Source organism: uncultured Henriciella sp. (assembly GCF_964005855.1).
Taxonomy (GTDB): Bacteria; Pseudomonadota; Alphaproteobacteria; order Caulobacterales; family Hyphomonadaceae; genus Henriciella.
In genome coordinates, this window is record NZ_CAXFSW010000001.1 from 12,899 (window position 1) to 36,090 (window position 23,192).

16 protein-coding genes are annotated in these 23,192 nt (G+C 61.8%); 9 read left to right on the forward strand and 7 right to left on the reverse strand.

Annotated elements, in window-relative coordinates; translation table 11 throughout:
- Positions 1 to 5 precede the first annotated feature (5 nt).
- The 3 genes from ABNU55_RS00080 to ABNU55_RS00090 all read right to left on the reverse strand — a co-directional run bounded on the left by ABNU55_RS00080 (position 6) and on the right by ABNU55_RS00090 (position 5,650).
- The gene (locus tag ABNU55_RS00080) at positions 6 to 1,040 is read right to left on the reverse strand and encodes a phytase (RefSeq protein ID WP_290752194.1); all 1,035 of its coding nucleotides are present in this window, start codon (positions 1,038 to 1,040) and stop codon (positions 6 to 8) included.
- Between the two features lie 88 nt (positions 1,041 to 1,128).
- Entirely contained in the window at positions 1,129 to 3,975 is a 2,847-nt protein-coding gene (locus tag ABNU55_RS00085) for a TonB-dependent receptor (protein ID WP_290752196.1), read from the reverse strand.
- 166 nt (positions 3,976 to 4,141) lie between these two features.
- Positions 4,142 to 5,650 carry a helicase HerA-like domain-containing protein gene (locus tag ABNU55_RS00090; RefSeq protein WP_290752198.1) on the reverse strand — a complete coding sequence of 503 codons (1,509 nt, stop codon included), beginning with the start codon at positions 5,648 to 5,650 and terminating at the stop codon, positions 4,142 to 4,144.
- A gap of 172 nt (positions 5,651 to 5,822) precedes the next feature.
- Between ABNU55_RS00090 and ABNU55_RS00095 the strand changes: the two genes are divergently transcribed.
- Both ABNU55_RS00095 and ABNU55_RS00100 read left to right on the forward strand, forming a co-directional pair.
- On the forward strand, positions 5,823 to 6,107 hold the full coding sequence (locus ABNU55_RS00095; protein ID WP_290752201.1) for a YrhK family protein: 285 nt from the start codon (positions 5,823 to 5,825) through the stop codon (positions 6,105 to 6,107).
- Positions 6,104 to 7,225 (forward strand): AI-2E family transporter, encoded by a 1,122-nt coding sequence (locus tag ABNU55_RS00100; RefSeq protein ID WP_290752203.1) that lies wholly within the window; start codon positions 6,104 to 6,106, stop codon positions 7,223 to 7,225. The genes ABNU55_RS00095 and ABNU55_RS00100 overlap by 4 nt, the downstream gene beginning before the upstream one ends.
- A 183-nt stretch (positions 7,226 to 7,408) precedes the next feature.
- Here ABNU55_RS00100 and ABNU55_RS00105 read toward each other — a convergent pair whose 3' ends face one another.
- Positions 7,409 to 12,163 carry an NAD-glutamate dehydrogenase gene (locus ABNU55_RS00105; RefSeq protein WP_348764172.1) on the reverse strand — a complete coding sequence of 1,585 codons (4,755 nt, stop codon included), beginning with the start codon at positions 12,161 to 12,163 and terminating at the stop codon, positions 7,409 to 7,411.
- A gap of 103 nt (positions 12,164 to 12,266) precedes the next feature.
- Positions 12,267 to 15,002 carry a M1 family metallopeptidase gene (locus ABNU55_RS00110; protein WP_290752606.1) on the reverse strand — a complete coding sequence of 912 codons (2,736 nt, stop codon included), beginning with the start codon at positions 15,000 to 15,002 and terminating at the stop codon, positions 12,267 to 12,269.
- A gap of 110 nt (positions 15,003 to 15,112) precedes the next feature.
- Here ABNU55_RS00110 and ABNU55_RS00115 point away from each other — a divergent pair, with 110 nt between their 5' ends.
- Genes ABNU55_RS00115 through mtgA form a run of 3 tightly spaced genes read left to right on the forward strand, consistent with a single transcriptional unit; the run spans position 15,113 to position 17,618 of the window.
- Complete coding sequence (locus ABNU55_RS00115; RefSeq protein WP_290752609.1) at positions 15,113 to 15,787, forward strand: glutathione S-transferase family protein; 675 nt, start codon at positions 15,113 to 15,115, stop codon at positions 15,785 to 15,787.
- Positions 15,787 to 16,917 (forward strand): tRNA epoxyqueuosine(34) reductase QueG, encoded by a 1,131-nt coding sequence (gene queG / locus ABNU55_RS00120; RefSeq protein WP_290752612.1) that lies wholly within the window; start codon positions 15,787 to 15,789, stop codon positions 16,915 to 16,917. Before ABNU55_RS00115 ends, queG begins: the two co-directional genes overlap by 1 nt.
- Positions 16,914 to 17,618, forward strand: coding sequence for a monofunctional biosynthetic peptidoglycan transglycosylase (gene mtgA / locus ABNU55_RS00125; protein ID WP_290752614.1), 705 nt, complete (start codon positions 16,914 to 16,916; stop codon positions 17,616 to 17,618). The genes queG and mtgA overlap by 4 nt, the downstream gene beginning before the upstream one ends.
- A 10-nt stretch (positions 17,619 to 17,628) precedes the next feature.
- Here mtgA and ABNU55_RS00130 read toward each other — a convergent pair whose 3' ends face one another.
- Both ABNU55_RS00130 and ABNU55_RS00135 read right to left on the reverse strand, forming a co-directional pair.
- Complete coding sequence (locus ABNU55_RS00130; protein ID WP_290752616.1) at positions 17,629 to 18,375, reverse strand: hypothetical protein; 747 nt, start codon at positions 18,373 to 18,375, stop codon at positions 17,629 to 17,631.
- A 7-nt stretch (positions 18,376 to 18,382) separates the two neighbouring features.
- Positions 18,383 to 19,039 (reverse strand): hypothetical protein, encoded by a 657-nt coding sequence (locus tag ABNU55_RS00135; RefSeq protein ID WP_290752619.1) that lies wholly within the window; start codon positions 19,037 to 19,039, stop codon positions 18,383 to 18,385.
- 64 nt (positions 19,040 to 19,103) lie between these two features.
- Here ABNU55_RS00135 and ABNU55_RS00140 point away from each other — a divergent pair, with 64 nt between their 5' ends.
- The 4 genes from ABNU55_RS00140 to ABNU55_RS00155 all read left to right on the forward strand — a co-directional run bounded on the left by ABNU55_RS00140 (position 19,104) and on the right by ABNU55_RS00155 (position 23,181).
- On the forward strand, positions 19,104 to 19,958 hold the full coding sequence (locus ABNU55_RS00140; protein ID WP_290752621.1) for an SDR family NAD(P)-dependent oxidoreductase: 855 nt from the start codon (positions 19,104 to 19,106) through the stop codon (positions 19,956 to 19,958).
- Positions 19,959 to 20,057: 99 nt separating this feature from the next.
- Entirely contained in the window at positions 20,058 to 20,924 is an 867-nt protein-coding gene (yghU, locus tag ABNU55_RS00145) for a glutathione-dependent disulfide-bond oxidoreductase (protein WP_290752624.1), read from the forward strand.
- Positions 20,925 to 21,022: 98 nt separating this feature from the next.
- Positions 21,023 to 21,466 (forward strand): MarR family transcriptional regulator, encoded by a 444-nt coding sequence (locus ABNU55_RS00150; protein WP_290752627.1) that lies wholly within the window; start codon positions 21,023 to 21,025, stop codon positions 21,464 to 21,466.
- Positions 21,463 to 23,181 carry a hypothetical protein gene (locus tag ABNU55_RS00155; RefSeq protein WP_290752629.1) on the forward strand — a complete coding sequence of 573 codons (1,719 nt, stop codon included), beginning with the start codon at positions 21,463 to 21,465 and terminating at the stop codon, positions 23,179 to 23,181. Before ABNU55_RS00150 ends, ABNU55_RS00155 begins: the two co-directional genes overlap by 4 nt.
- Positions 23,182 to 23,192 lie beyond the last annotated feature (11 nt).

Here is a 23,192-nt window from a genome sequence, read left to right on the forward strand (position 1 = left end):
CCAGCCTAGTCGTCGAGCCCAAGCGCCGCCTCGACCTTCGCCCAGTCAACCACCTTGAAGTTCTGGTCGACTTCGGAGACGGGATTGGCATCGTCCTGCACGATCACGATGCCGCGTGGGTAGCCGGGCAGGGCGGCCGACGATACGTCGAGGCCATCGGTATGGCTGACCGCATCCACGCTGCCATCCTCGCTTTCGGTCACGGTGAAGACGCCGCGCGGGGCGTGGGGGGCGGCGCGGTCATAGACGACGAAGCGGTCGGCGGCCTGCGCGGAGGCGACGAGATAGCCCTCGGTGCCTTCTCCGGCCCACAGCGAAAGGCCTTCGACATCGGCGACGAGGCCATTGCCTGCGGCGATCGTGTCGACAATTTCCGGCTGGCTGTCCGGCGTGCGAAGATCCAGGCGCCAGATACCGTGCTCTTCCTCACCGATGAAAGCGAGACCGGTGGCATCATCGACCACGCAGCCCTCCAGCTGCAGCTGGCCGAACTGGCCGACCTGAACGGTACGAAGAAGCTGCGGGTTGCCCGCATCCAGCGACCAGATCTGCATGGCGCCGTCCTTATAGGTCGGCAGGATGAGCGTGGTCCCGTCGATCTCGCCCATGCACAGGCCATAAGGCTCTTCCTTGCCCGTCGGAATGTCGCCTGTATGCGAGACGGCGCCGGTCTGCGGATCGACGCTGAACATCGTGATCGTATTGAATTCGTCATTCGAGGCGGCTGCGACATTGCCGCGAATATCGACATTGTTGATCTGCCCGACATCGAGGAACTGGAGCTCTGCGCCGGAGAGGTCGTAGACGTGCAGGCCTTCATCCTTGTTGGTGCCGAGGATGAGGCTGCGGGCGGTGTCGTCCGGGTGTACCCAGAGGGCAGGATCGTCGGCGCGGTCGCCCGTGCCGGTCATCGGATCGGTTTCGAAAGATGCAGCCACGGGCGCGGCAACAATGCCGTCATCGACCCAGGCCTCGTTCGTTTCACAGGCAGAGAGGGCAAGGACACCAGCGCCAGCGAGTAGAAGTGTGCGGAAGATCATGGAAAGTCTCCTGAAATGGGTAGGAATAAACAGGACAGGCCGGAAACGCCACGCGCCCCGGCCTGCTTTTCTGGCCCTATGCCAGCGATCAATAGGTCAGGCGCGCGCCGAAGACGACCGTCGTGCCGAACTCGTCATACTGGGAAAGGCGCCGCTCACTGCCGAAATAATAGTATTCCGGCTCATCGGTCAGGTTCTTGCCTTCAAGGTAGAGCTGAAAGTGGTCGTTGACGCTGTACTTGGCTGAGGCCTCGACCAGAAGACGGTCGTCGGTGTAGCGGTCGAGGTCTTCCTCGAACAACTCATCGACATAGTCGCCGCGATAATTGGCCGACACGCGCAGATCCCATGGGCCCTTGTCATAGCCGATGGCAAAATTCCAGATCGTTTCCGACTGTTTGAGGAAGGGCACTTCACGGCCATCCGGCAGCGTGCTGTCGCTGTCGGTCAGCGTCAGGTTTGCCGAGACGAGGAAGCCGTCCAGCATCTCGTTCAGGTCCTCAAGGCTCTGGACATAGTTGAATTCAATGCCGGAGATTTCGCTGGAGCCGACATTGATGAAGGAGTTGACCTCCTCCACGTCAGCAAGCTGGTCCAGCGTCAGATAGCTGAGGTCGACGGGTACGGAAGCGATGAAGTCGCTGAGCGGGACAAGATCGCCTGCATCGGTCTCATCGCGGGTGAAGGTCGCCGGGAAGATGCCATTGTCGATCTCCTTGTAGAAAATGCCGACAGACAGAACGGAAAGTTCGGTCGGATAGTATTCCAGGCTGAGATCGAAATTGTCTGCTTCATACGGGTCGAGACCGGGGTTGCCGAGCTCAAGCTCATCGCGGTCATCATTGAAGGCTGTGAACGGCGCCATCTGACCGAAGGACGGCCGCACAATCGCAGCATAATAGGCGCCGCGTGCGACCAGCTTGTCGTTGAAGGCGTATTTGGCGTTCACCGATGGCAGCCAGTGCGTATAGTCATTGGAGACATCGCGGCGCTCGACATTGGCCGGGTCATCCTCCTCGGCAAAGATATTGCCGCTGAGGTCTGTCTTGGTGTCTTCCATGCGAACGCCGGCGATCAGCGTCAGATTGCCAAGGTCGAACGTGCCCATGGCGTAAGCGGCGAGGATCTGCTCGTCGATGGTGAAGTCTTCGGCAAGGCTGTCGAAATTGGTCGAGTCCTCGTCCAGCTCGAAGCCCTCACCAGCGCCATTGCGCAGCGCGCGGGTCAGGTCCGGGTCGGGCCAGGCCGGCATCGGATTGGCCAGCCGCCAGCCGGAGACCAGCTGCTTGTCCACGAAAGGCGACAGGTTGAAATCGTCGGCTTCATGGAAGGTGACATTGGCATCGCGGGTCTTTTCCCTATCGCGCAGCTTCATCCCGGCCTTCCATTCAACCGGCGTGTCGCCGATCAGGCTGTCGCGGGAAATGTCGAAGCGTGCCGAGGTTTCGGTGTCTTCGTTGACGGTGTTTTCTTCCTCAAACGCATCGAGAAAATAATTCGACGGGTCGTAGACAAGGTCGAGGAGGGGGCCGGAGAATTTCGGCTTTTTCGGATTGGAGAAGTCGATCAGGACATCCGAGTCGGAGAGGCCTGCATCGGCGGCCGCATCCTGAATATCCTCAAAGCGGAAGGTGACATCGTGATTGTCGCTGTCATCCTCCTCGGCATAGGCGTAGGAGACTTCATAGTCGAAGTTCCATTCCTGCCAGTAGGACTGCCCACCCAGCGCATAGGTCTGGATCTGGCGGATCTCGCGGCGCTGACGCACCTCGGCATCCATCTCGTTCAGCGGAACGGTCTGCGTATCGGCGGTGACGACCCCATCATCCTCGGCATCGTCGAGATCCCGGAACTCAAACTTGTTGCGGACCTCGTCATCCTCGTAATTGTTATAGAGGGTGCGCAGATAAAGTTCGGTATTGTCGCTCACCCGCCAGTCGAAATTGGCAATGAAACCGATGCGTTCGCGGTTGAGGTCATACCAGCGCTGCTCATAGTCATCATTCAGGAAGGCGGTCCCGTCATCCAGGAACCCCCATTCGCCGGTCTCATTGTTGTGCGCCTCGATGGCGAGGTCCTGATAGTTCACGGACAGGGCAACGCCGAGCCTGTCATTGAACACGTCCGAATAAGTCAGTGTCGCCTTGGGCGAGAGGTCTTCGGAGATTTCATTATAGGCGCCCTCGATCTTGGCGCGGATAAAGCGGCCGTCGCGGTCGAAGGCGGAAATGGTCTTCAGGTCGATCACGCCGCCAAGGCTGTCGGCATCGACATCCGGCGTCAGTGATTTCTGAACGGTGATCCCGTCCAGGAGGTCCGACGGCACGCCATCGAGAAGGACGCCGCGGCGGTCTTCAGGAGAGGGTGTGCGCACGCCATTGATGGAGGCGGCGATCAGGTCGGTGTTGATGCCGCGAATGGAAACGTAGCGGCCTTCACCCTGGTCGGTTTCAATCGACAGGCCGGGCACGCGGGCGAGCGAGTCCGCCACCGTCGTGTCCGGGAAGTTGCCGAGACCGTCTGAGTCGATGACGTTGATGATGGCATCTGCGGCGCGCTGCTGGTTGATGGCGCCAGCCTGCGCGGCCGCCGAGCCGACGACCAGCACATTGTCGAGATAGCGCACATCACTGCCGACGCGCATGTCGAGCTCTGTTTCGTTCTGGACGTTTACCGTCTCGCTGACAGGGGCAGCGCCGATATAGGAGACCGTGACCGTGTGCTCGCCTGCCGGGATGTTGGCAAAGCGATAGTCGCCATAACGGTCGGTCGTGGTCGAGCGGTTAAGGCCCTCAATGCGGACAATTGCGCCTGCGAGCGGCGCCTCGCCGGACGCATCGGTGACTTGGCCGCGCACGATATCGGCGGCGGCGATCTGCGCGAGACCGGCGCTGATCAGCGCGGTTGAGACAAGCTTGCTGTATCGAAATTTCATGGAACTACACCCCTCTTGAATACGGAGAGGCCGCTACCAGTCTTCAGCGTCAGTTCTGCGAAGCTTTTACGTCAGACAGGTAACAGGTCCGCAACATTTCCGTGACAGGGCGTGCCTGCAACACGCAGCCGGCCGAGGTGGGGAAGTGGCGGCGCAAAACCGGCGTCTATTTGCGCTTCATGCTGCCAAGGATGCCGCGCATTACATAGCGGGCGACATCGCGCGCCACCTGCCGGACGGCCGTCTTGACGGCCGCTTCGCTGACGGTCTGGCGGCGGGATGACGGTCTGCGCCGGGCTTTCTTTTTCTCAAGCTCATGCCGGGCACTTTCCTCCTGCCGGGCAAGGCGCTCTGCCTCCCGCGCGGCAGCTTCCTCCTTGGCGAGGAGGCGCTCATAGGCCGACTCCCGGTCGACCGGCTCATCATAGCGATGTGCGACCGGGCTGGCTTTCATCATCGCGGTTCGTTCACCGGCGGTGATGGGGCCCAGCTGTGAGGAAGGTGGACGAATGAGAGTGCGCTGGACCATGGAGGGCGCGGATTTCTCATCCAGCGTAGAGACGAGCGCCTCGCCGGTGCCAAGCTCTGTGATTACCTGTTCAGTGTCGAAGGCCGGGTTCGGCCGGAAGCTCTCGGCGGCGGCATGGACCGACTTTCTTTCACTCGGCGTGTAGGCGCGCAAGGCATGCTGGATACGGTTGCCCAGCTGGGCCAGCACGCTGTCTGGTATGTCGCGCGGGTTCTGCGTGACGAAATAGATGCCGACCCCCTTGGACCGGATCAGACGGACAACCTGTTCGATCTTTTCGATAAGCGCCTTGGGCGCGTCCTTGAAGAGGAGGTGAGCCTCATCGAAAAAGAAGACGAGCTTCGGTTTGTCCGGATCGCCGATCTCGGGCAGCTGTTCGAACAGCTCTGACAGAAGCCAGAGCAGGAAGGTCGAATAGAGCTTCGGCGAGTTGATGAGCTCTGTGGCGTCCAGCACGTTGACGATCCCGCGCCCGTCCGCAGCGGTGCGGATGAGATCGAACAGATCGAGCGCCGGTTCGCCGAAGAAGCGCTCGGCGCCCTCACGTTCGAGCCGCAGGAGGTCGCGCTGGATAGCGCCGAGCGAGGCGGGCGCGATATTGCCATAGCGCAGCGAAACATCGTCGCGCACCTCCTTCTCACCAAGATGGATGAGGAGTTTCTGGAGGTCCTTGAAGTCCAGAAGAAGCAGGTTCTCATCGTCGGCATATTCAAAGGCGACGGTCAGGACACCTTCCTGCGTCTCATTGAGGTCCAGAAGCCGGGCCAGGAGGGTCGGCCCCATTTCGGCGACGGTGGCGCGGACGGCATGGCCCTGGTCGGCGAAGACGTCCCAGAAGACCGCAGGCACGTCGTGGTAGGTATATGTATCAAAGCCGATCTTCCGGACGCGCGACATGAACGCCTCATGCAGTTTGAAGGTCTCGCTGCCCGCCTTGGCTATGCCGGAAAGGTCGCCCTTCACATCGGCGCAGAAGACCGGCACGCCCGCATTTGAGAACCCTTCGGCCATGATCTGCAGGGTGACGGTTTTGCCGGTCCCGGTCGCGCCTGCGATGATGCCGTGGCGATTGGCCTGCTTCAGCAGAAGGCTCTGGGGCTCGTTCTGCTCGGCCCCGCCGCCGCCGAGATATATCCGGTCATTCATTACGCTGGTTTCCCCTCAACGGTCGGCGGGAAGCTAGACCCAATCGCAAGCGGGGAAAAGTGTTGACAGGCCCGACTGCTTTCGGGCGTCTTTCAGGCAGGCTGAATTGTATTTCCACGTCGCAGGAGCCAATCTTCCAGCCGTGCATTGCAAGCGGTGAAAGGAGGCCCTCATGAGCAAACAGTCCCGCAAGTGGATGAATTTCGAGACCCATAAACACGGTGAGGTCTATGGTCAGTACCAGAAAGTCTATGATGGCGTGGACGCGCTTGCCGCGATTGCTTTCATTGTCGGCTCTGCACTTTTCTTCAGCGAGGAGACGCAGACGACCGCGACCTGGCTGTTTTTGATCGGCTCTATTTTCTTCGCGGTGCGCCCGTGCATACATCTGGCGCGCGACTTTCACATGTCGCGTCTGTCGAAGCAGGGTGAAGCTGGAGGCCAGGCCCAAAAATGAACATGCGATCCGGTATTGTCGGGATCTGGATCATCGCCACCGGCGTGATCATTGCGCTTCTCTATCTCGGCCGTGCGATTCTCGCGCCCTTCGCGCTGGCTGTGTTCCTGTTCCTCGTCATGGAGGGGTTTGCGCGCGTGATCGATGCGCGGCTATCCTTCATGTCGCAAGCGGCGAGCCGGGCAGTCTCCATTCTGGGCACTCTGGTCGGGTTTGGCATATTCATCGGCCTTCTTGCCCAGGGGGTCAGCCAGTTCAGCGACCAGGCCGGCGACTATGAGGAAAAGATCAACGGCCTCATCAGCGACGCCTATGGTATCGTCAATATGGGCTCGGCGCCGACATTGACCGAGATCATCTTCGACGAGCGCGGCCAGCGTTTCTTCGCGACGATTGCAGGCGCGCTGGGAGATCTGTCCGGAGACCTTGTTGTCATCCTGATCTATGTCGCGTTCCTGTTTCTGGCGCAAAGCGCCTGGTCGCCCAAGCTCGACCGGATTTTCAGGGACAAGGAACGGCGAGACCAGGTCAGCGAGATCGGCCACGCCGCGCGGCGGGGGATCGAGACCTATCTGTGGACCCAGACCGTCATCTCAGTGATGATTACGGTGCTGACCTATATCACGCTGGTCGCCCTTGGCGTCGACAATGCGATCTTCCTGTCGGGCCTCATATTCGTGCTCAATTATATACCCACGATCGGCTCTATCGTGGCCGCCTTTGTGCCGTTCCTGTTTGCGCTGGTGCAGCCTGACGTGCCCGGCTGGGTGCCGGGCGGCGCACAGGACAGCTATTTCTTCTCGGTCATCGTGTTCGCCGCCGTGAGCTTCTGGCAGTTCATGATCGGCAATTTCGTCCAGCCAAGGATCATGGGCGACTCGCTCAATATCTCTGCCCTGGTGGTTCTTCTCTCTCTGGCGATATGGGGCGCGATCTGGGGAATCCCGGGAATGTTCCTGTCTGCGCCACTTACAGTTCTACTGATGATTTTGTGCGCCCAGTCAGCAACCACACGATGGATTGCAGTGTTATTGTCAGCAGATGGCGACCCCGGAGGGGCCCTTACGGGGCAGCCGGAAACGACGAAAAGGCAAACTGCAGAGAGCACTGCGAACTGACCTTGGCACGCGTGGCACTGCGCCACATATACAGGGTCAGAATGCGTGTGTTCTAGCTTTCAAACACAATCAGGCCTCCGCGTGCGTCCCCCCACCCAGCCTGCGGAGTGGCCTGTAGGGCCCGCTGGACACGTCCCCGTCCGGCGGGCCCGTTTATTTCTGCCCCTTGTATTTCAAGGCATTTTATTCCGTTCTTGCAGATCCGGCCATGAAGCTGCGCACCGCGTCGGCAGCCAGTGTGAACTGGGCAAAGCTCGCATTCGCCGATGACAGGGTGTGGAGCTGCTGGACAAGCGCCTTGCGCTCACTGTCACGCTCCCGCAGCCACTGATCGACATCGCCTGCATTGAGCGCTTCAGCGGTGGCCTGAGCCTGATGGCGGCGCAGATCCTCAATGAGACGGCGGGTGGCCAGCCGTTCCCAGTAATTGGCATTGTCGAGGCCGTTGAGCGCGTCATGGCGCAGACGGTCGAGACGCAGCGTGTCGCCCAGTTTCATATAGGCGCTGAGGGCGGCCGCCGGTGAGGTTCCGGCGCCTTCAATGAGCATCTGAAGTTCCACCCCGACAGGGCGCAGCGGCATGGACGCTGCCCGCATGGCCAGCGGCTTTTCGATGCCGGCATTGGCAAGCGCCGTGACCCGCTTGCGGAATTGCTGCGCCTCAAACCCTTCCAGCGAGCTTTCAAGATCGTGGTCGATCTTGCCGAAGATGGACGCGTAGCGGTCGATCGCCTGTCCGACGGGCATGTCGGGCGCGTTACGGATAAGGGCCGCAGCCGTGTCTGCCACGGCATCGGCAGCGATCTGCAGCAGCTCTGTCTGAACGCGGGCGTGCACCTTGTTGTCGAGCCCGTGAACGTCGAAGCGATAGGCTGGAAGCTCCAGCAGCGATGCGGCCGTCTCAAAGGCACGGCAGATCATGGCATTTGTGGCGCCGGTCCGTTCCCGAAGCCGCAGCAGCATCAGCGGTCCGCCGGCATCGATCAGGCGGTTGGCGAGGACGGTGGCGATAATCTCGCGGCGAAGACGGTGGGCCTCCATCGCCTCGTCGAAACCGTGCAGATCGTCGGGGAAATAGGACTGAAGTGTCTGCCAGAAATAGGCATCGTCCGGCACGTCGGATGAAACGATGTCATCGAAGAGGGTGATCTTCGACCACGCCATGAGAACGGCGAGTTCGGGCCGGGTGAGCCAGGCCTTGTTCTGGGCGCGCTCGGTCATCTCAGAGGTTTCCGGCAGGCCCTCGACCTTACGGTCCAGAACACCGCGGCCCTCCAGATAGCACATGAGCCGTTCATTGGCCTGATGGTCACGGGCCGCCGTCGCCTCAGCCAGGCTGAGCGCGCCGGTCTGGGAGTAATTGTGGGCAAGAACGTGAGCCGCCACATCATCGGTCATCTGCGCCAGGAGATGGTTGCGCTGGCCGCTTGGCAGCGAGCCGTGGCGCATGGCTTCCGAACAGAGGATCTTGATGTTTACCTCATGGTCGGAGCTGTCGACACCAGCTGAGTTGTCGATAGCGTCGGTATTGATGCGTCCGCCCTTCAGGGCAAACTCGATCCGGCCGGCCTGGGTGAGGCCGAGATTGGCGCCCTCGCCGATAACCTTGGCCTTCAGGTCGCGGCCATTTACGCGGATCGCATCATTGGCGCGGTCGCCGGCATCGCCCTGCGTTTCACTCGTGGCTTTCACATAGGTGCCGATGCCGCCGAACCAGAGTAGCTCACACTCGCTCTTCAGCAGGGCATGCAGCAACTCGTCGGGTGTTGCTTCATCGGTCTTGAGACCGGTCATCTTCTTGATCTGGTCGCTGAGAGGAATGGACTTCGCGCTGCGATCAAAGATGCCGCCGCCCTCGGAAATCAGCGACTGGTCGTAATCCATCCAGGACGAACGCGGCAGGTCGAACATGCGCTTGCGTTCTTCCCAGAGCCGCTCGGTGTCCTGCGGGTCCGGGTCGATGAAGATATGCATGTGGTTGAAGGCGGCGGTAAGGCGGATCTGCTTCGACAGCAGCATGCCATTGCCGAAGACGTCCCCGGACATGTCACCGCAGCCGATAACGGTAAAGGGTTCGGTCTGGATGTCCTTGCCCATTTCGCGGAAGTGGCGTTTGACCGCTTCCCAGGCGCCGCGCGCGGTAATGCCCATCTTCTTGTGGTCATAGCCGGCCGAGCCACCAGAGGCGAACGCGTCGCCGAGCCAGAAGCCGTGCTCCAGGCTGATCTCGTTCGCGATATCGGAGAATGTCGCCGTGCCCTTGTCGGCGGCGACGACGAGATATGGGTCGTCGCCGTCCCAGACCACCGTATCCGCAGGCTGCTCGACCTTCCCGTCGACCAGATTGCCGGTGAGGTCGAGAAGCGAATTGATGAAGGTACGATAGGCCGCGATACCGCCCTGGTTGCGCTCTTCGCGTGTGGCGGTCGGGGGGATCTGTTTGGGAAAGAAGCCGCCCTTGGAGCCGACCGGGACGATGACCGCATTCTTGACCTGCTGGGCCTTTACGAGGCCAAGCACTTCGGTGCGGAAATCGTCGCGCCGGTCAGACCAGCGAAGACCGCCGCGCGCCACCATGCCGAAGCGGCAGTGAACGCCTTCGACCTGCGGGCTTGCCATGAAGATCTCGCGGAACGGTTTGGGGGCGGGAAGGTCGCTGATTTCCTGGCTGGCGATCTTGAAACTGATAAAGGGGTGCGGGCTGCCATCGGGGCGGCGCTGCCAGAAATTGGTGCGCTGGATTGCCATGATGAGGCGGGCCACCCGGCGGATCACGCGGTCCTCGTCCAGAGAGGAGACATCATTGAGATGGGTCTCGATCTCCTCGCGCTTGGTTTCGGCAGCCTCACGGCGGCTCTCCAAGTCCTTGCCTGCCCCGGGATCGAAGCGGATATAGAACAGTTCGAGCAGGTCGCGGCTGAGACCCGGATGGCGTTTCAGCGCTTCGATCTGCGTGCTGCGGGCCGGATCGAGACCGGTCTGATGGCGATAGGCGCAGAGCGCGCGCAGAAGGGCCGCCTCGCGCCAGCTCGCGCCGGCGGAAAAGACGAGACCGTTGAACCGGTCATTCTCAGCGCGCCCGTCCCAGATGGCAACGAAGGCCTCTTCAAAGCGGGCCCCGACGGTCTCTATGTCCAGAGGGGTGCCGTCGGCGGTGCGCATGCGCAAGGAATGCACCCAGTAGGTGTCGGGGCCGTCGGCCATGGGTTTGGGGTCTGGCTGGACCGGATAGCCGGTCTCGAAATCGACGAAGAGCCCCATATTCTCAAAGACTGGAACGCAGTCGGACAGGGCAATCGATCCGCTGCGCGAATAGATCTTGGCGGAGATTTCATGGTCCGGCATGCCTTCGGGCCGGAAGGCGCGCAGGCGGATAGGGCGGTCGGCGCCGAGGTCGCGGATCGCTTCCACATCAATGAGGGCTTCGTGCGGCCCGAACGCCTCGCGATAGGCGGCGTTGAAGCCGACGCGGAAGGCATTGGCACGCTCGAACTCATCCTCTGGCAGGCCGAGATCGCTCAGCGCTTCGCGGAAGGCGTCATCCCATGTGCGGGCAATGGCGGCGACATCTGCCTCCAGCCTCTTGAGGTCGGGCTGGACCGACCCGTCGGGCAGCTCGATCAGCAGATGTACCCGCGCCAGCGGGGAAGCATCGAAGCGCGGCTGGAAGGAGATTAGCTCCCCCCTGAATGCCTTGGTGACATGTGCGCTGATGCGTTCGCGCACGCTGGAATCATAGGCGTCGCGTGCAACGAATACGAGGACGGAGACGAACCGGTTGAACTGGTCGCGGCGCACGAAGACACGGGTGCGTGGGCGCCCGACAAGGTGAAGCGCGCCCTGCAGCAGCGGGATAAGCGTCTCCGCCTCGGCCTGAAGCAGTTCATCGCGTGGCCAGGTCTCGAGAATGTTGGACAGGGCCTTGTAGTCGTGGCTGCCCTCAATCGCGCCGGTCGCTTCGAGGACGCGCGCGACGCGCTGGCGCACGAGGGGAATTTCCCGCGCGCTCTGATTATAGGCCTCAGCCGTATAGAGCCCCAGAAAACGGGTCTCGCCGACAACATTGCCCTTCTCGTCGAAGTGTTTGACCCCGACATAGTCGCAGAGGGCGCGGCGATGGACGCGGGACGTCAGGGTCGATTTGGCGACAATGATCGGATTGGGTTCGGACAGGAAGGCACCGATCTCCGGCGTCAGGACAAGCGGTTCGGACCCGCGGCGCAGGACATTCCGGTCCTCATCGCGCAGCAGGCCGAGATTTGAGCCCTCCACCATGACAGGCTCTTCCGGCCGCACTGAGCCATCGGATGCCGTCTCGAAATGGTAGTCGCGCACGCCGAGGAAGACGAAATGCTCGTCTGCAAGCCAGTTCAGGAAGGCAACGGCTTCCCTGCAGACGTCTTCTCTACAGGCAGGATCGTTCTCCAGCCGGTTGATCTCGGTCTGCATGCGCGCCTGCATGCTGGAAAAGTCTGCAACAGCCATGGCCACATCACGCAAGGTGGCCTTGGCGCCATCGTGGAGTGTCTTGCATTCGGCCGCGCTGAGGGCGGGCACGTGGATCTGGATGAGCGACAGGCGAACGCCCTCGCTGCTTTTCAGGATCGGATGGAAAAGGGCGCGAACTTCCAGGCCCTGTTCGGCGCACAGGCCAAGCAGGGAATCGACCAGGAAGGGAGAGTCACGCGTGACGGTTTCAAGGACACTCGTTCCGGTCAGGCGGCCATCATCGCCGCGTCCGTCGCGAACTCTTATACTGGCGGGCCCGCCTTCATAGGCCGCGGCCAGTTCGCTGATGCTGGCGGCCTGTGCCTCGATGTCTTCTGAAGAGAGAAAGGCGAGGTGTTCGGTTTCGGCCGCGTCGCGGAAGTTCTGCAGGATATCTTCCAGCCGCACCTGACCGACTGGCGTAGTGGCGTTCTGACCGGCGTCCGACATGTCGAAGCTCCTGAATGGCTCTTTCAAAGCCCGCTTCTATCTGTCTCGAAGGGCTGGGGCCAGTGCCCTTCGCACGCTGCAGGTGCGAAGGGCACAGTCCGTTTTAGTCTTCGTTTTCGCTGTTGAGCGCTGCGGAAAGCTCGCCAACCTTCTCGCTGCGGAAGGCCGCGCAGAGATTTGCCGATTCCTCAGCCTGCGCCAGCGAGCGCTCATAGCCCGGAATGGCCTCGCTGTTGGAGGTGAAGAAGTCCCGTGCTTCTGCAATGTCCCCGGCTTCGCAGAAGGAAGACACGGCGCCTGCCGTCTGGGGCTTGCGGATTTCCGGGGTGCGCGCGACGAAGTCGCTGAAATTCGCCTGATAGAGCTCCCACGCCTTGTCGCGATTGGCCTCGTTCTCAAGCGATTGCTGCATCACCGACCAGGCTTCCTGACCCTGCCAGTCCTCGCCAGCGACTTCCTCGTAAAGCGCCTCCAGTCTCTCTTCGTCGACATTCTGCGCAAGGATCGCGAGGATGGCCCGGCGCTCGCGCTGGGCATCGGTGGTGCGGGCATAGTCGAGGGCAGCTTCATAGAAGTCTTCCCCGCCCATCCGCGTCCCGTATTTCATTGCCGCTTCGAACTGTTCCGGCGAGACAGCCGATGGGTCGGGCTCTCCTTCGACACCGACGAAGCGGGCCGCCTGCTGGGCGAGGGCTTCACGCTCTGCTTCCATGTCGCCCATTTCAAGAAGGCCGGCATAGAGGTCGTTGAAAAGCAGGGTCTCGTTCTGGCTCAGTTCATCCTCACGGGCTTTCAGGGCATCATAGACCGGGCGATAGGTCTCCTCGACCCAGTCGCTCATGGCGGCGCGGTCATCCTCTGGCAGGCTGGCATAATAGCTGCCCGCCATGGCGATCGACGCAATTGCCACGTCCCAGTCTGCCTCGGCGCCAGCCTCAAGCGCGGCCAGAACGGCAGACGCCGGGGCGTCACCGGCGCGGAAGGCGGCCGTCACGCTGTCGAGCAGGGAGAGCTGTTCGGCGGCCGAAAGCGCGCCGAAGTTGTCGATCAGGGCGTCCCAGTTCTCATCGGAGGTATGGAAGCGCCAGTAGCCGCCGGTCGCATTCGGCATGACCCAGTCGGCGCAGCCTGCCTCAAGCGGAAATTCGGTGGTCTTGCCGGTCAGCATCTCGCGGACGACCTCTTCGCCGTCCGGGCCTGACACCCGCATGGCGAACGGTACCTGCCAGGTCTGGCCATCCACATTGATGTCGGAGCCGAGCGGTGCATAGCGCTGCTGGGTCACGGTAATGAGGCCGGTTTCGTCCTCCTTACAGGTCGCCTCGACATTCAGATACGGGATGCCGGGCTGGAAGATGAAGGACCTGAAGCTTTCGACCACCGCATCGTCGCCGCTGCCTTCGGCGAGCGATTGCATGAAGTCGTCGACATTGGCCGCATCGTCCTCAAAGCGCTTCATGTGCAGGCGGATGCCTTTTCGGAAACCCTCCTCGCCGAGATAGGATTCGAACATGGAGAGGACATGGCCGCCCTTGGAATAGGTAATGCCGTCAAACGCGTCGTTGATGTCGGCATTGCTCTCGATCGGGTTACGGATCTGGCGGGCCGATTTCAGGCTGTCTGTTCCCATCGCATAAAGCCCGCGGCGCTGCGTGGCGCGGTCATAGCCCTGGTCGGGGAAGAGCTCGTTCATCGTCTTGTAGCTCATCCAGGTCGCGAACGCCTCGTTGAGCCAGATGTCATTCCACCATTCGGGCGTGACGAGGTTGCCGAACCACTGGTGCGCCAGCTCGTGCGCATGCGTCGTCAGGATCCCGCGGCGCCGGTCGAGAGAGGTCCGGTCGGAAATCAGCAGTGCGCTCTCGCGGTAGATGATCGCGCCGGCATTCTCCATCGCGCCATAGGCAAAGTCCGGCACCGCGATGATGTCGAGTTTGGCGTAAGGATAGGGGTAGTCGAAATAGGTTTCCTGCTGGCTCACAATGTCGTCGGTGATGTCCATCGCGACCTCAAGCTGGTCGCCCTTGCCGGCGGGGGCAAAGCCGCGGAATGGCACCTGTTTGGCCCGCAGCGAATTGGGCGGCAGCGGCTGACCCTCACGCATGTCATAGGGGCCGACGGCCAGCGCGACGAGGTAGGACTGGATTTCGCGTGTGGGCGCGAAGGAATGGCGCACCATGCCATTCTCGAGCTGGGTGGTGCCGGTCAAAGGTGCATTTGCGATGACCTGATTGCCGGTCGGCGCTGTCACCGTCAGCGTCCACGGCGTCTTGAAGCGCGGCTCGTCGAAGCCGGGGAACATGCGGCGCGCATCAATCGGCTCCATCTGGGTGGCCAGATAGGGCCGGTCGTTCTGTGTCGCCTTGTAGAGGCCGGCGAGACCGAAATTGTACGGCGCGCGATAGTCGATCACGAGGGTGGAGTTTCCTGCCGGCACCGGTTCGGCAAAGTCGATCTTGGAAACACCGCCATCGGCGAGGCTGCCTTCGAACGTGCCCTCGATCTCGGTCCCGTCGTCCAGGCGCACCACCGCACTATTGATGGTCTGGTTGAGCGAGTGCAGCCAGATGCGCGAATGCGGCTGGTCGAGGCGGATGTCGATCTCAACCGTTCCGGTAAAGCCGTCCTTCGCTGGATCCGTCGTCAGGTCGAGGCGGTAGGCGGTCGGGCGCACGCCTTCCGGCAGCTGCCCCGCAGGCGGGGTCTCAAGACGGACCGGTTCATTTTCCGCAGTTTCGGAAGGTGCGGTGTCTCCCGCATCCCTGGGGCCACAGCCTGCGAGCAGCGCAAGGCTGGCAGCAGTTGCTAGGATGGACGTTTTGAACCTGTTAAGCGACATGCGCGAGTCTCCGGACAGTAATTGAACAATCGATTGCCGGTACTGATTGCGCAAAGTCCTCGCGGATAAAAGGTCTGAACTGGAATGAAGACATCCAGAAGGGAAGTTTCATGAAACGGCTCTGGCATTGGCCGCTCGATCCTGCGGCCCGGACGGTCCGTCTCGCGCTCGGTGAGAAGAAGGCGCAGGTCGACATGCGCGCCTGCCGGCCGGGCGCGCCGATCGCAGAGCTGCCCGACCTGCCGCCGGGGACGGAGCTGCCGGTCCTGATGGATACGACAGGCGAGCAGAAGATCGTCGCGTCCGGCAGTCACGCCATCCTCGAGCATCTAGAAGAGGGCGAAACGGGCGAGCGGCTGTTGCCCTTCCTGGCCAAGGACCGCGCCGAGGTGCGCCGGCTCTGGCAGTGGAGCGAAAACTCCTTCGGCGAGGTCAACCGGACCCTTCTGGCGGAACGCGAGAACCAGTGGGTGCGCCGTGCCAAACAGTCCGACACCGCGCGCCTTCGCGAAGGGGTGCACGCCCTTAAAAGCAAGATCGCGTTCCTCGAAGGTCTCGCAGGGATGCGGACCTATATGGCCGGGCGCACGCTGAGCCTGGCGGATCTCTCCATTGCCGCCCACCTCTCAGCCTATGACTATTTCGGGGATGTGCCCTGGGACCTGACGCCGGACCTCAAGGAATGGTATGTGCGTATGAAGTCGCGCCCGTCCTTCCGCCCGCTCCTGGCGGACAAGGTGGAGGGCACGCGCCCGCCCAGCCACTATGCAGACCTCGACTTCTGATGACGCAGGAAACCGGAACGCTGGAAGCCCGCCTGAAAAGGGATGCGCTGGCGCTCGGTTTCGCAGACTGCGCCATTTGCCGGGCCGATGAGCCCTGGCAGGCCGGAGAGAGGCTGGAAGCCTTTGTCGAGGAGGGGCGCCATGGCGAGATGGACTGGATGGAAGCCACGCTGAAGCGGCGCAAGACCCCGCAGGCCATGTGGGAGGGCGCGCGCTCTGCCATCATGCTGGCAGTCAATTACGGGCCGGACACCAATCCGCTCGAGACGCTGGAGCACAAGACGCTTGGCAACATCTCTGTCTATGCGCGCGGCGGCGATTATCACGACCTTATCAAGAAGCGGCTGAAACAGCTCGCCCGCGCCTTCGCCGAAGAGAGCGGGGCAGAGGTGAAGGTGTTTGTCGACACCGCCCCCCTCATGGAAAAGCCGCTGGCGGCGAAAGCCGGGCTCGGCTGGCAGGGCAAGCATACCAATCTGCTCAGCCGGACCTTCGGAAACTGGCTGTTTCTTGGCGCGATCCTGACCGATGCGGAACTCACGCCAGATGAAGCGGAGACCGATCATTGCGGCTCGTGCACTGCCTGTCTCGATGTCTGTCCGACAAAGGCGTTTCCCGCGCCCTATCAGCTCGATGCGCGCCGCTGCATCTCCTATCTCACCATTGAGTATCCGGGCCATATCCCGCATGAATTCCGCGCTGCGATGGGTAACCGGATCTATGGCTGCGACGATTGCCTCGCCATCTGTCCCTGGAACAAGTTCGCCAGCCGCTCGGCCGAACAGAAGCTCTGGGCGCGCGCGGAACTGAAGCTGCCGGAGCTGTCCGATCTTGCCGCGCTCGACGATGCGAGCTTCCGGGAAGTCTTTGCCGGATCGCCCGTCAAGCGGACGGGCCGGAACCGGATGCTGCGCAATGTGCTTATCGCTATTGGAAACAGCGGGGAGCCGTCGCTGGTCGACCAGTCGGTGATCCCGCATCTTGGCGATGAAGCGGCCATTGTGCGGGCGGCCGCCATCTGGGCGCTCGGGCGGCTTGATAAGACAAGGTTCGCGGCGGAGAAGGCAGACCGGCTGGAGCTGGAACACGATGAGGATGTGCGGGGCGAATGGCAGGCAGTAAATCAGTGAGCAAGAGCGGCGGCTCCAAGGCCGGGCGCTGGGCCCTTCGCGTCTTCAAAATCCTGCTGGCGCTTTTTGTGCTGGTCCATCTCTATGCATTTGCCCTGAAATGGGTGCCAGTCCCGGGCAGTATCCTCATGGTGCAGCGAACGCTTGAGGGTGAGGATTTCCGGCGCGTCATCGTCCCGCTTGAAGAGATATCGCCGAACCTGGTGCGCGCAGTCATCGCGGCTGAGGACACCCGCTTTTGCTCCCATGACGGCATTGACTTCGAGGCCGTCGAGAAGGCGATTGAAGAACGCCGCGAGGGCCGCTCGCAGCGCGGCGCCTCCACCATCACCCAGCAAACCGCGAAGAACATCTTTTTCTGGAATGGCGGCGGCTTTGTACGCAAGGGCGGCGAGGCCTGGTTTGCCCTTTTCATCGATACGGTCTGGGGCAAGCGCCGCGTGATGGAGCAGTATCTCAACACGATTGAGTGGGGCGATGGCATCTTTGGCGCCGAGGCCGCTGCGCGCGTCCGGTTCGGCAAACATGCCAGTGAGCTGACAGAGCGCGAAGCGGCCCTGATGGCGGCGGTACTACCCAATCCGCATGAATGGCGCCTCGATCCGCCGGGCCCCTATGTGAATGGCCGGGCCGGGACGCTGCAATCACGCATGCGGGTCGTTGCCAGCGATGGACTGGCCGACTGCGTGCTGTCGCGCTGAGCGGGGCGCCTTACTCCGGACAGCCCCCTTCAAAGCTTCTGGCAAGTGTGCCGACGGCCGCGGCGGCGCCCTGACGGTATGGATTCTGGTCCTCAATAACGACATCCCGGATGACGCCATCGGATTGCTGGCACCATTCCTCCCGTTGTGGGATTTCGAATTCCGCCCATTCCTTTGGGGCCATGGTGGGGTCTTCAGCAAAGCCGGGTTTGGCCACCGCTTCCAGCACATCGCCGTCGCCATCATCACACCAGGCAGGCCTCTCCTTGCCGAGCCTGTTGCAGCTTAGCCCGCGCAGTGCATTTCTGGTGCGCGCCTGAGGCCCGGCGAGAATTGGCAGGTCAAGCTCTGGAAGTTCGCTGTCGCCGCCTGCCATCCGCCCCGCATCGGCGGTTTCGCCGGGCGCTGCGATCACGGGTGACTGGACAGGGGTGCGTTCGCTGGGCGTGGGTGTCTCCGTAGCCGGCAGCGCCAGAGGTCTCAGTGGTTCGGGATCGGCAAGGGGCGGTGGGTCCGGTTCGGGGGCGGGCTCTTGGTCTGGCTCTCGTTCGCGGGGCTCCGCTGTCTCTTCAGCTTCTGGCGGCTCCGACGCCTGCTCGACCAGGGTCACCGGAATGATATCCGGTGTGTCCGGGTCTGCGGGCAGCGATCTCTGTGGCAGGTTGAGGAGGAGGGCAATGAGCGCGCCATTGATACCGAAAGAGGCGAGAAAGGGCCAGCTGCGCCTCAAAAACCGGGATGCGAAGGCCCCCGCCAAGCCGATCCTAGTCCTCTTCGGCGAGGCGCTTTGCCTCCCGTATATCGCCGCGCAGCACCAGCGTGTCGATATTGTCTCCGTCCAGCAAAAGCGCCTTGTTGATGTCGGCTTCGGCTGCCTGAAGGTCATCCTTTTCAAGATGGGCGCTGGCGCGCATCTGCAGCGCATCCACGAAATTCGGCCTGAGAGTCAGCGCCTGATCGAGGTCGGCCATCGCCTTGTCCACCTGGCCGGTGCCGAGATAGGCGGCGGCGCGGTCTGTCAGGATATCGGCGTCCTCCGGCGCGATCTTCAGCGCGTCGCTGAGCGCCACGATGGAGGCATCGGGATAACCGCCGATCAGCCAGGCATTGCCCGCCTGCGCGAGGTAGACTGCCCGGTCAGTGAGGCCGCCCGCATCCGGCGCATTGGCAAGCTCTTCCAGCCGTACAGCCGCTTCGCGGTAGTTCTCAAGGCCGAGCAGGGCCATGGCGTTGCAGTAGCGGGCTGCCGGGCGGGCGCCTTCGCCCAGCCAGCGCAGACTGTCCTCCAGCGCCGTTTCGGGGTCTTCCTGCGAGGTTTCGATACACGCGTTCAGACGGGCCTGTTCGGCGCGAACGGCGTCACCGGTCGCAGATTGCGAAACAGGAAGAACAGCGATGAGAAGCGCAATATAGGCTGACAACTGGATACGGGCCCTCTGAAGACTAGACTGACACTTCGGTAATAAGCGAGCCATGGGTGCGCAAATGACAGATCCTTCACGCAAGCTCTTCCTGATCGGCCCCGGCTATTCGGCCAAGGCGCTGGTGGCCCTTTGCCAAGAGCAGGGCAACTGGTCGATTTCAGGCACCGCGCGCAGCGAAGACAAGGCAGACGGGCTGGAGCAGGACGGCATCGCCCCCGTCCTCACCGATGATGCGGCAGGTATCGAGCAGGCGGGAGAAGGCAGTCACTGGGTTATCTCCACCCCGCCCCGCGATGAGGGCTGCCCCGGCTTTGCCCTGGCCGGCGCCTATGCCGCGAAAGCCGCCTCTATTACCTATCTGTCGACCACCGGCGTCTATGGCGACCTTGATGGCGGTTGGGCCTTTGAATGGCTGCCTGCCAATCCCGGCTCCAGGCGCGGCGAGCGGCGGGCCGAAGCCGAGGCTCAATGGCTGAGCGTGCGCCCCGATGCGCGCCTTGTCCGTCTGCCGGGCATCTACGGCCCCGGACGCTCGCAGATCGAGCGTATTCAGGACGGCAAGGATGAGCAGATGGTCAAACCCGGCCAGGTCTTCTCGCGCATCCATGTCGATGACCTCGCCGCGGGCCTTCTTGCCCTGATCGAGCATCCGCACCTTTCGGGGGTCTTCAACCTTTGTGACGATGAACCGGCGCCGCCGGAAGCGGTCATGGATTTTGCCGCCGATCTCCTCGGCGTCCCGCGGCCGGAACATGTCAGCCTGGACGAGGCAGAGGCCAGCGCGATGGCGCGCAGCTTCTATGCCGAATGCAAGCGTGTGCCCAATTCAAAGCTCAAGGCGGCGACCGGCTGGCGGCCAACATACCCGACCTATCGCGAAGGCCTTCGGACCATCTTCGCCGCTCAGAAAAACTGATCTGCCCGATTAGCGTCCGCCCCGCCGATTGATTGCCCGTCGGCGCTGCCTACCTCTCTGTGGGACAGAAGATGCAAAGAGCAAGGATGGAGACCCAAGATGAGCGACACCGAATACACCCCACCAAAAGTCTGGACCTGGGACCGTGAGAGCGGCGGCCGGTTTGCCAAGATCAATCGTCCGATTGCCGGGCCGACCCATGACAAGGAGCTCCCTGTAGGTGAGCACCCGATCCAGCTCTATTCGCTCGGCACGCCCAATGGCGTGAAGGTCACCATCATGCTGGAAGAGCTTCTGGCGGCTGGCCACAAGGGCGCAGAATACGATGCCTGGCTGATCAATATCGGGGAGGGCGACCAGTTCAGTTCCGGCTATGTCGAGCTCAACCCGAACTCCAAGATCCCGGTCATGGCCGACCATACGACCGACCCGGTCACCCGCGTCTTCGAAAGCGGCTCGATCCTGCTCTATCTCGCCAACAAGTTTGGCGCCTTCCTGCCGGAAGACCATTACAAGCGCACCGAAGCCATGAACTGGCTCTTCTGGCAGATGGGGTCTGCACCTTATCTTGGCGGCGGATTCGGCCACTTCTACGCCTATGCGCCGGTCAAGATCGAATACGCCATCGACCGTTTCGCCATGGAGGCAAAACGCCAGATGGACGTGCTCGACCGCAACCTGGCTGACCGCGAGTTCATGGCAGGCGACGAATATTCCATCGCCGACATGGCGATCTGGCCCTGGTATGGCGCCCTTGCCAAGGGCATCATCTATGAGGCTGGTGAGTTCCTGCAGGTTAACGAATACAAGAACGTCATCCGCTGGACCGATCAGGTCGCCGAGCGCGAAGCGGTCAAACGCGGCCGCATGGTCAACCGCACCTTCGGCGACCCGTCATCGCAGCTGCGCGAACGCCACGACGCCAGCGACTTCGACACCAAGACGCAGGACAAGCTGGAGGGCTAGCGGAGTAACGCCCGGCACGAAAATCAGCTGACAGGGTTGCAATCGGCTCAGGCTATAATATCTAGCAAGCTATCTATTAGCTAGCTAGATATTTTCGCATGCCCGATACCCCACCTACCCAGACCTTCCTCCAGGAGTTCGCCGTCGTTACACGCAAGGTGCGAACCTTGTTCGACGCGCGTGTCCGCAAGCATGAGGGCATGACGCAATCGCGGGCGCGGCTATTGCTCCTGTTGGTGCGCGAGACACGCATGACGCAGGGCGAGCTGGCGACAGCCATGGAAGTGGCCGGGCCGACAATGGCCAGGACCATCGATTCCATGGAGAAAGCCGGACTTGTCGCACGAGAGGTCGATGTCGACGACCGGCGGGTGCGTTGGGTCACCCTGACCGACACGGCAAAAAAGCAGGCCCGCAAGGTGCTTGATCTGTCCCTCACCCTCCAGGCCGATGTACTGAAAGGTATCTCATCGGAGGATATCGCGACGACACGGCGCGTCCTGGCCGCCATGATTGAAAATGTCGGGGAGGCGGAGGCGTGACGTCCGACGAGCTTCAACCGGCCGATCTTCGGGATACGAATGTCGAAACGGACACTGACGAGCGTGTCACCTGGCCTGAAGAACCGGAAGAGGCGGCCGCCGAAGCTGCGGTGCCATTTGTCCCGATGCACCCGCTGCGGGCAGCCGGTTATTTTGCTGCTTCACTCACCCTGGCCCTGTCGCAAGGGTTCGGCCAGAGCGTAATTTCAGCGAACCTGCTTCAGTTGCAGGGCAGTTTCAGTGCCACTCAGGCTGAAACGCTCTGGTTGTCGGCGGCCTATCTGGCGCCAAATGTCTCGCTGACGCTGGTGCTCATCAAGGTGCGCAACCAGTTTGGCCTGCGCAATTTTGCTGAAATCAGCATCATTGGTTTTCTCGCTGCTGCCCTGCTGAACTATGCCGCCGGAGACCTGCAATCTGCGATGGCCGTCCGTTTCATGAGCGGTGCAGCCGCAGCCCCGATGACATCGCTCGCCTTCCTGTACATGCTGGAGCCGCTGCCGCCGGAAAGGAAGATGAACTACGGCCTTTGCGCCGCACTTACGCTTATCTTCATGGGGCCCGCCCTGACACAGGTCGTCTCGCCCTACTTGCTCGAAATTGGCCTCTGGCATGGGCTGACGGCGCTAGAAGCTGCGCTCGCCATGATCGCTTTCGGACTGATATATCTGCTGCCGCTAGGCAAGCCGCAACATACGATGAAGGTGCATCCGAACGATATCACCAGCTACATCTTCATCGCCATTGGTATGGGCTCCATCACTGTGGCGCTGGTCTTCGGCCCGACCTACTGGTGGACGAGTACGCCCTGGATCGGCTGGCTGCTGGCGCTCGGCATCGTGTCGTCTGCCATTGCGGCTGTGATCGAGTTGAACCGCAAGGTGCCGCTGCTCGACATACGCTGGATCATGAGCCCGGCAGTCCTGCAATTTTCTGCTGTCTTGCTTCTGTTCCGCATTGTCCTGTCGGAGCAGACGTCGGGCGCTGCGGGTCTTTTCCGCTCGCTTGGACTCATGAATGAGCAGATGCAGGTCCTCAATCTGATCATCATCGGGATGACGATTGCGGGCGGCGTGATCTGTGCCGTCACGCTGAAACCGGGGCGTGAGCGCCCGTTTCACATCGTTGCGCTGATCCTGCTGGTCATCGGGGCGCTCATGGATTCCAATTCCACCAGCCAGACGGTGCCATCGGACATGTTTGTCAGCCAGGCGCTGATCGCGCTGGCCTCTGCGCTCTTCCTGCCGCCAGCGCTGCTGTCCGGCATGATGTCGGCCCTGGAGAGGGGCTATGACTATATATTGAGCTTTGTCATCGTTTTCCTGACGACGCAGAAGGTCGGCGGTATTCTCGGTGGAGCGCTATTTTCGACCTTTATCACCTTTCGCAAACGTCTACATCTTGAGCGCATCGACGAGCAGTTGAGTATGACTGATCCGCTCGTCCAGGAACGGCTTGCCAAATATGGCGGCGCCTTTGGCAGTTCGACAACGGACGCCGGCGCCAGTGCGGCACAGGGCGTGGCTGTGCTGCAAGGCCAGGCCCAGACCGAGGCCTCCGTCATGGCCTATAATGATGCTTTCCTGACGATTGCCGTGATTTCAGCTGTCGCACTCGCTGCACTCCTCGCCCACATGGCGATCGACGGGCTGCGGGCCCATTCAGCTGAGCCGTCCGAGCCCGCTCCTGCTCCCCTTCAACCCCAAGCAACCTGAACTGATTGATC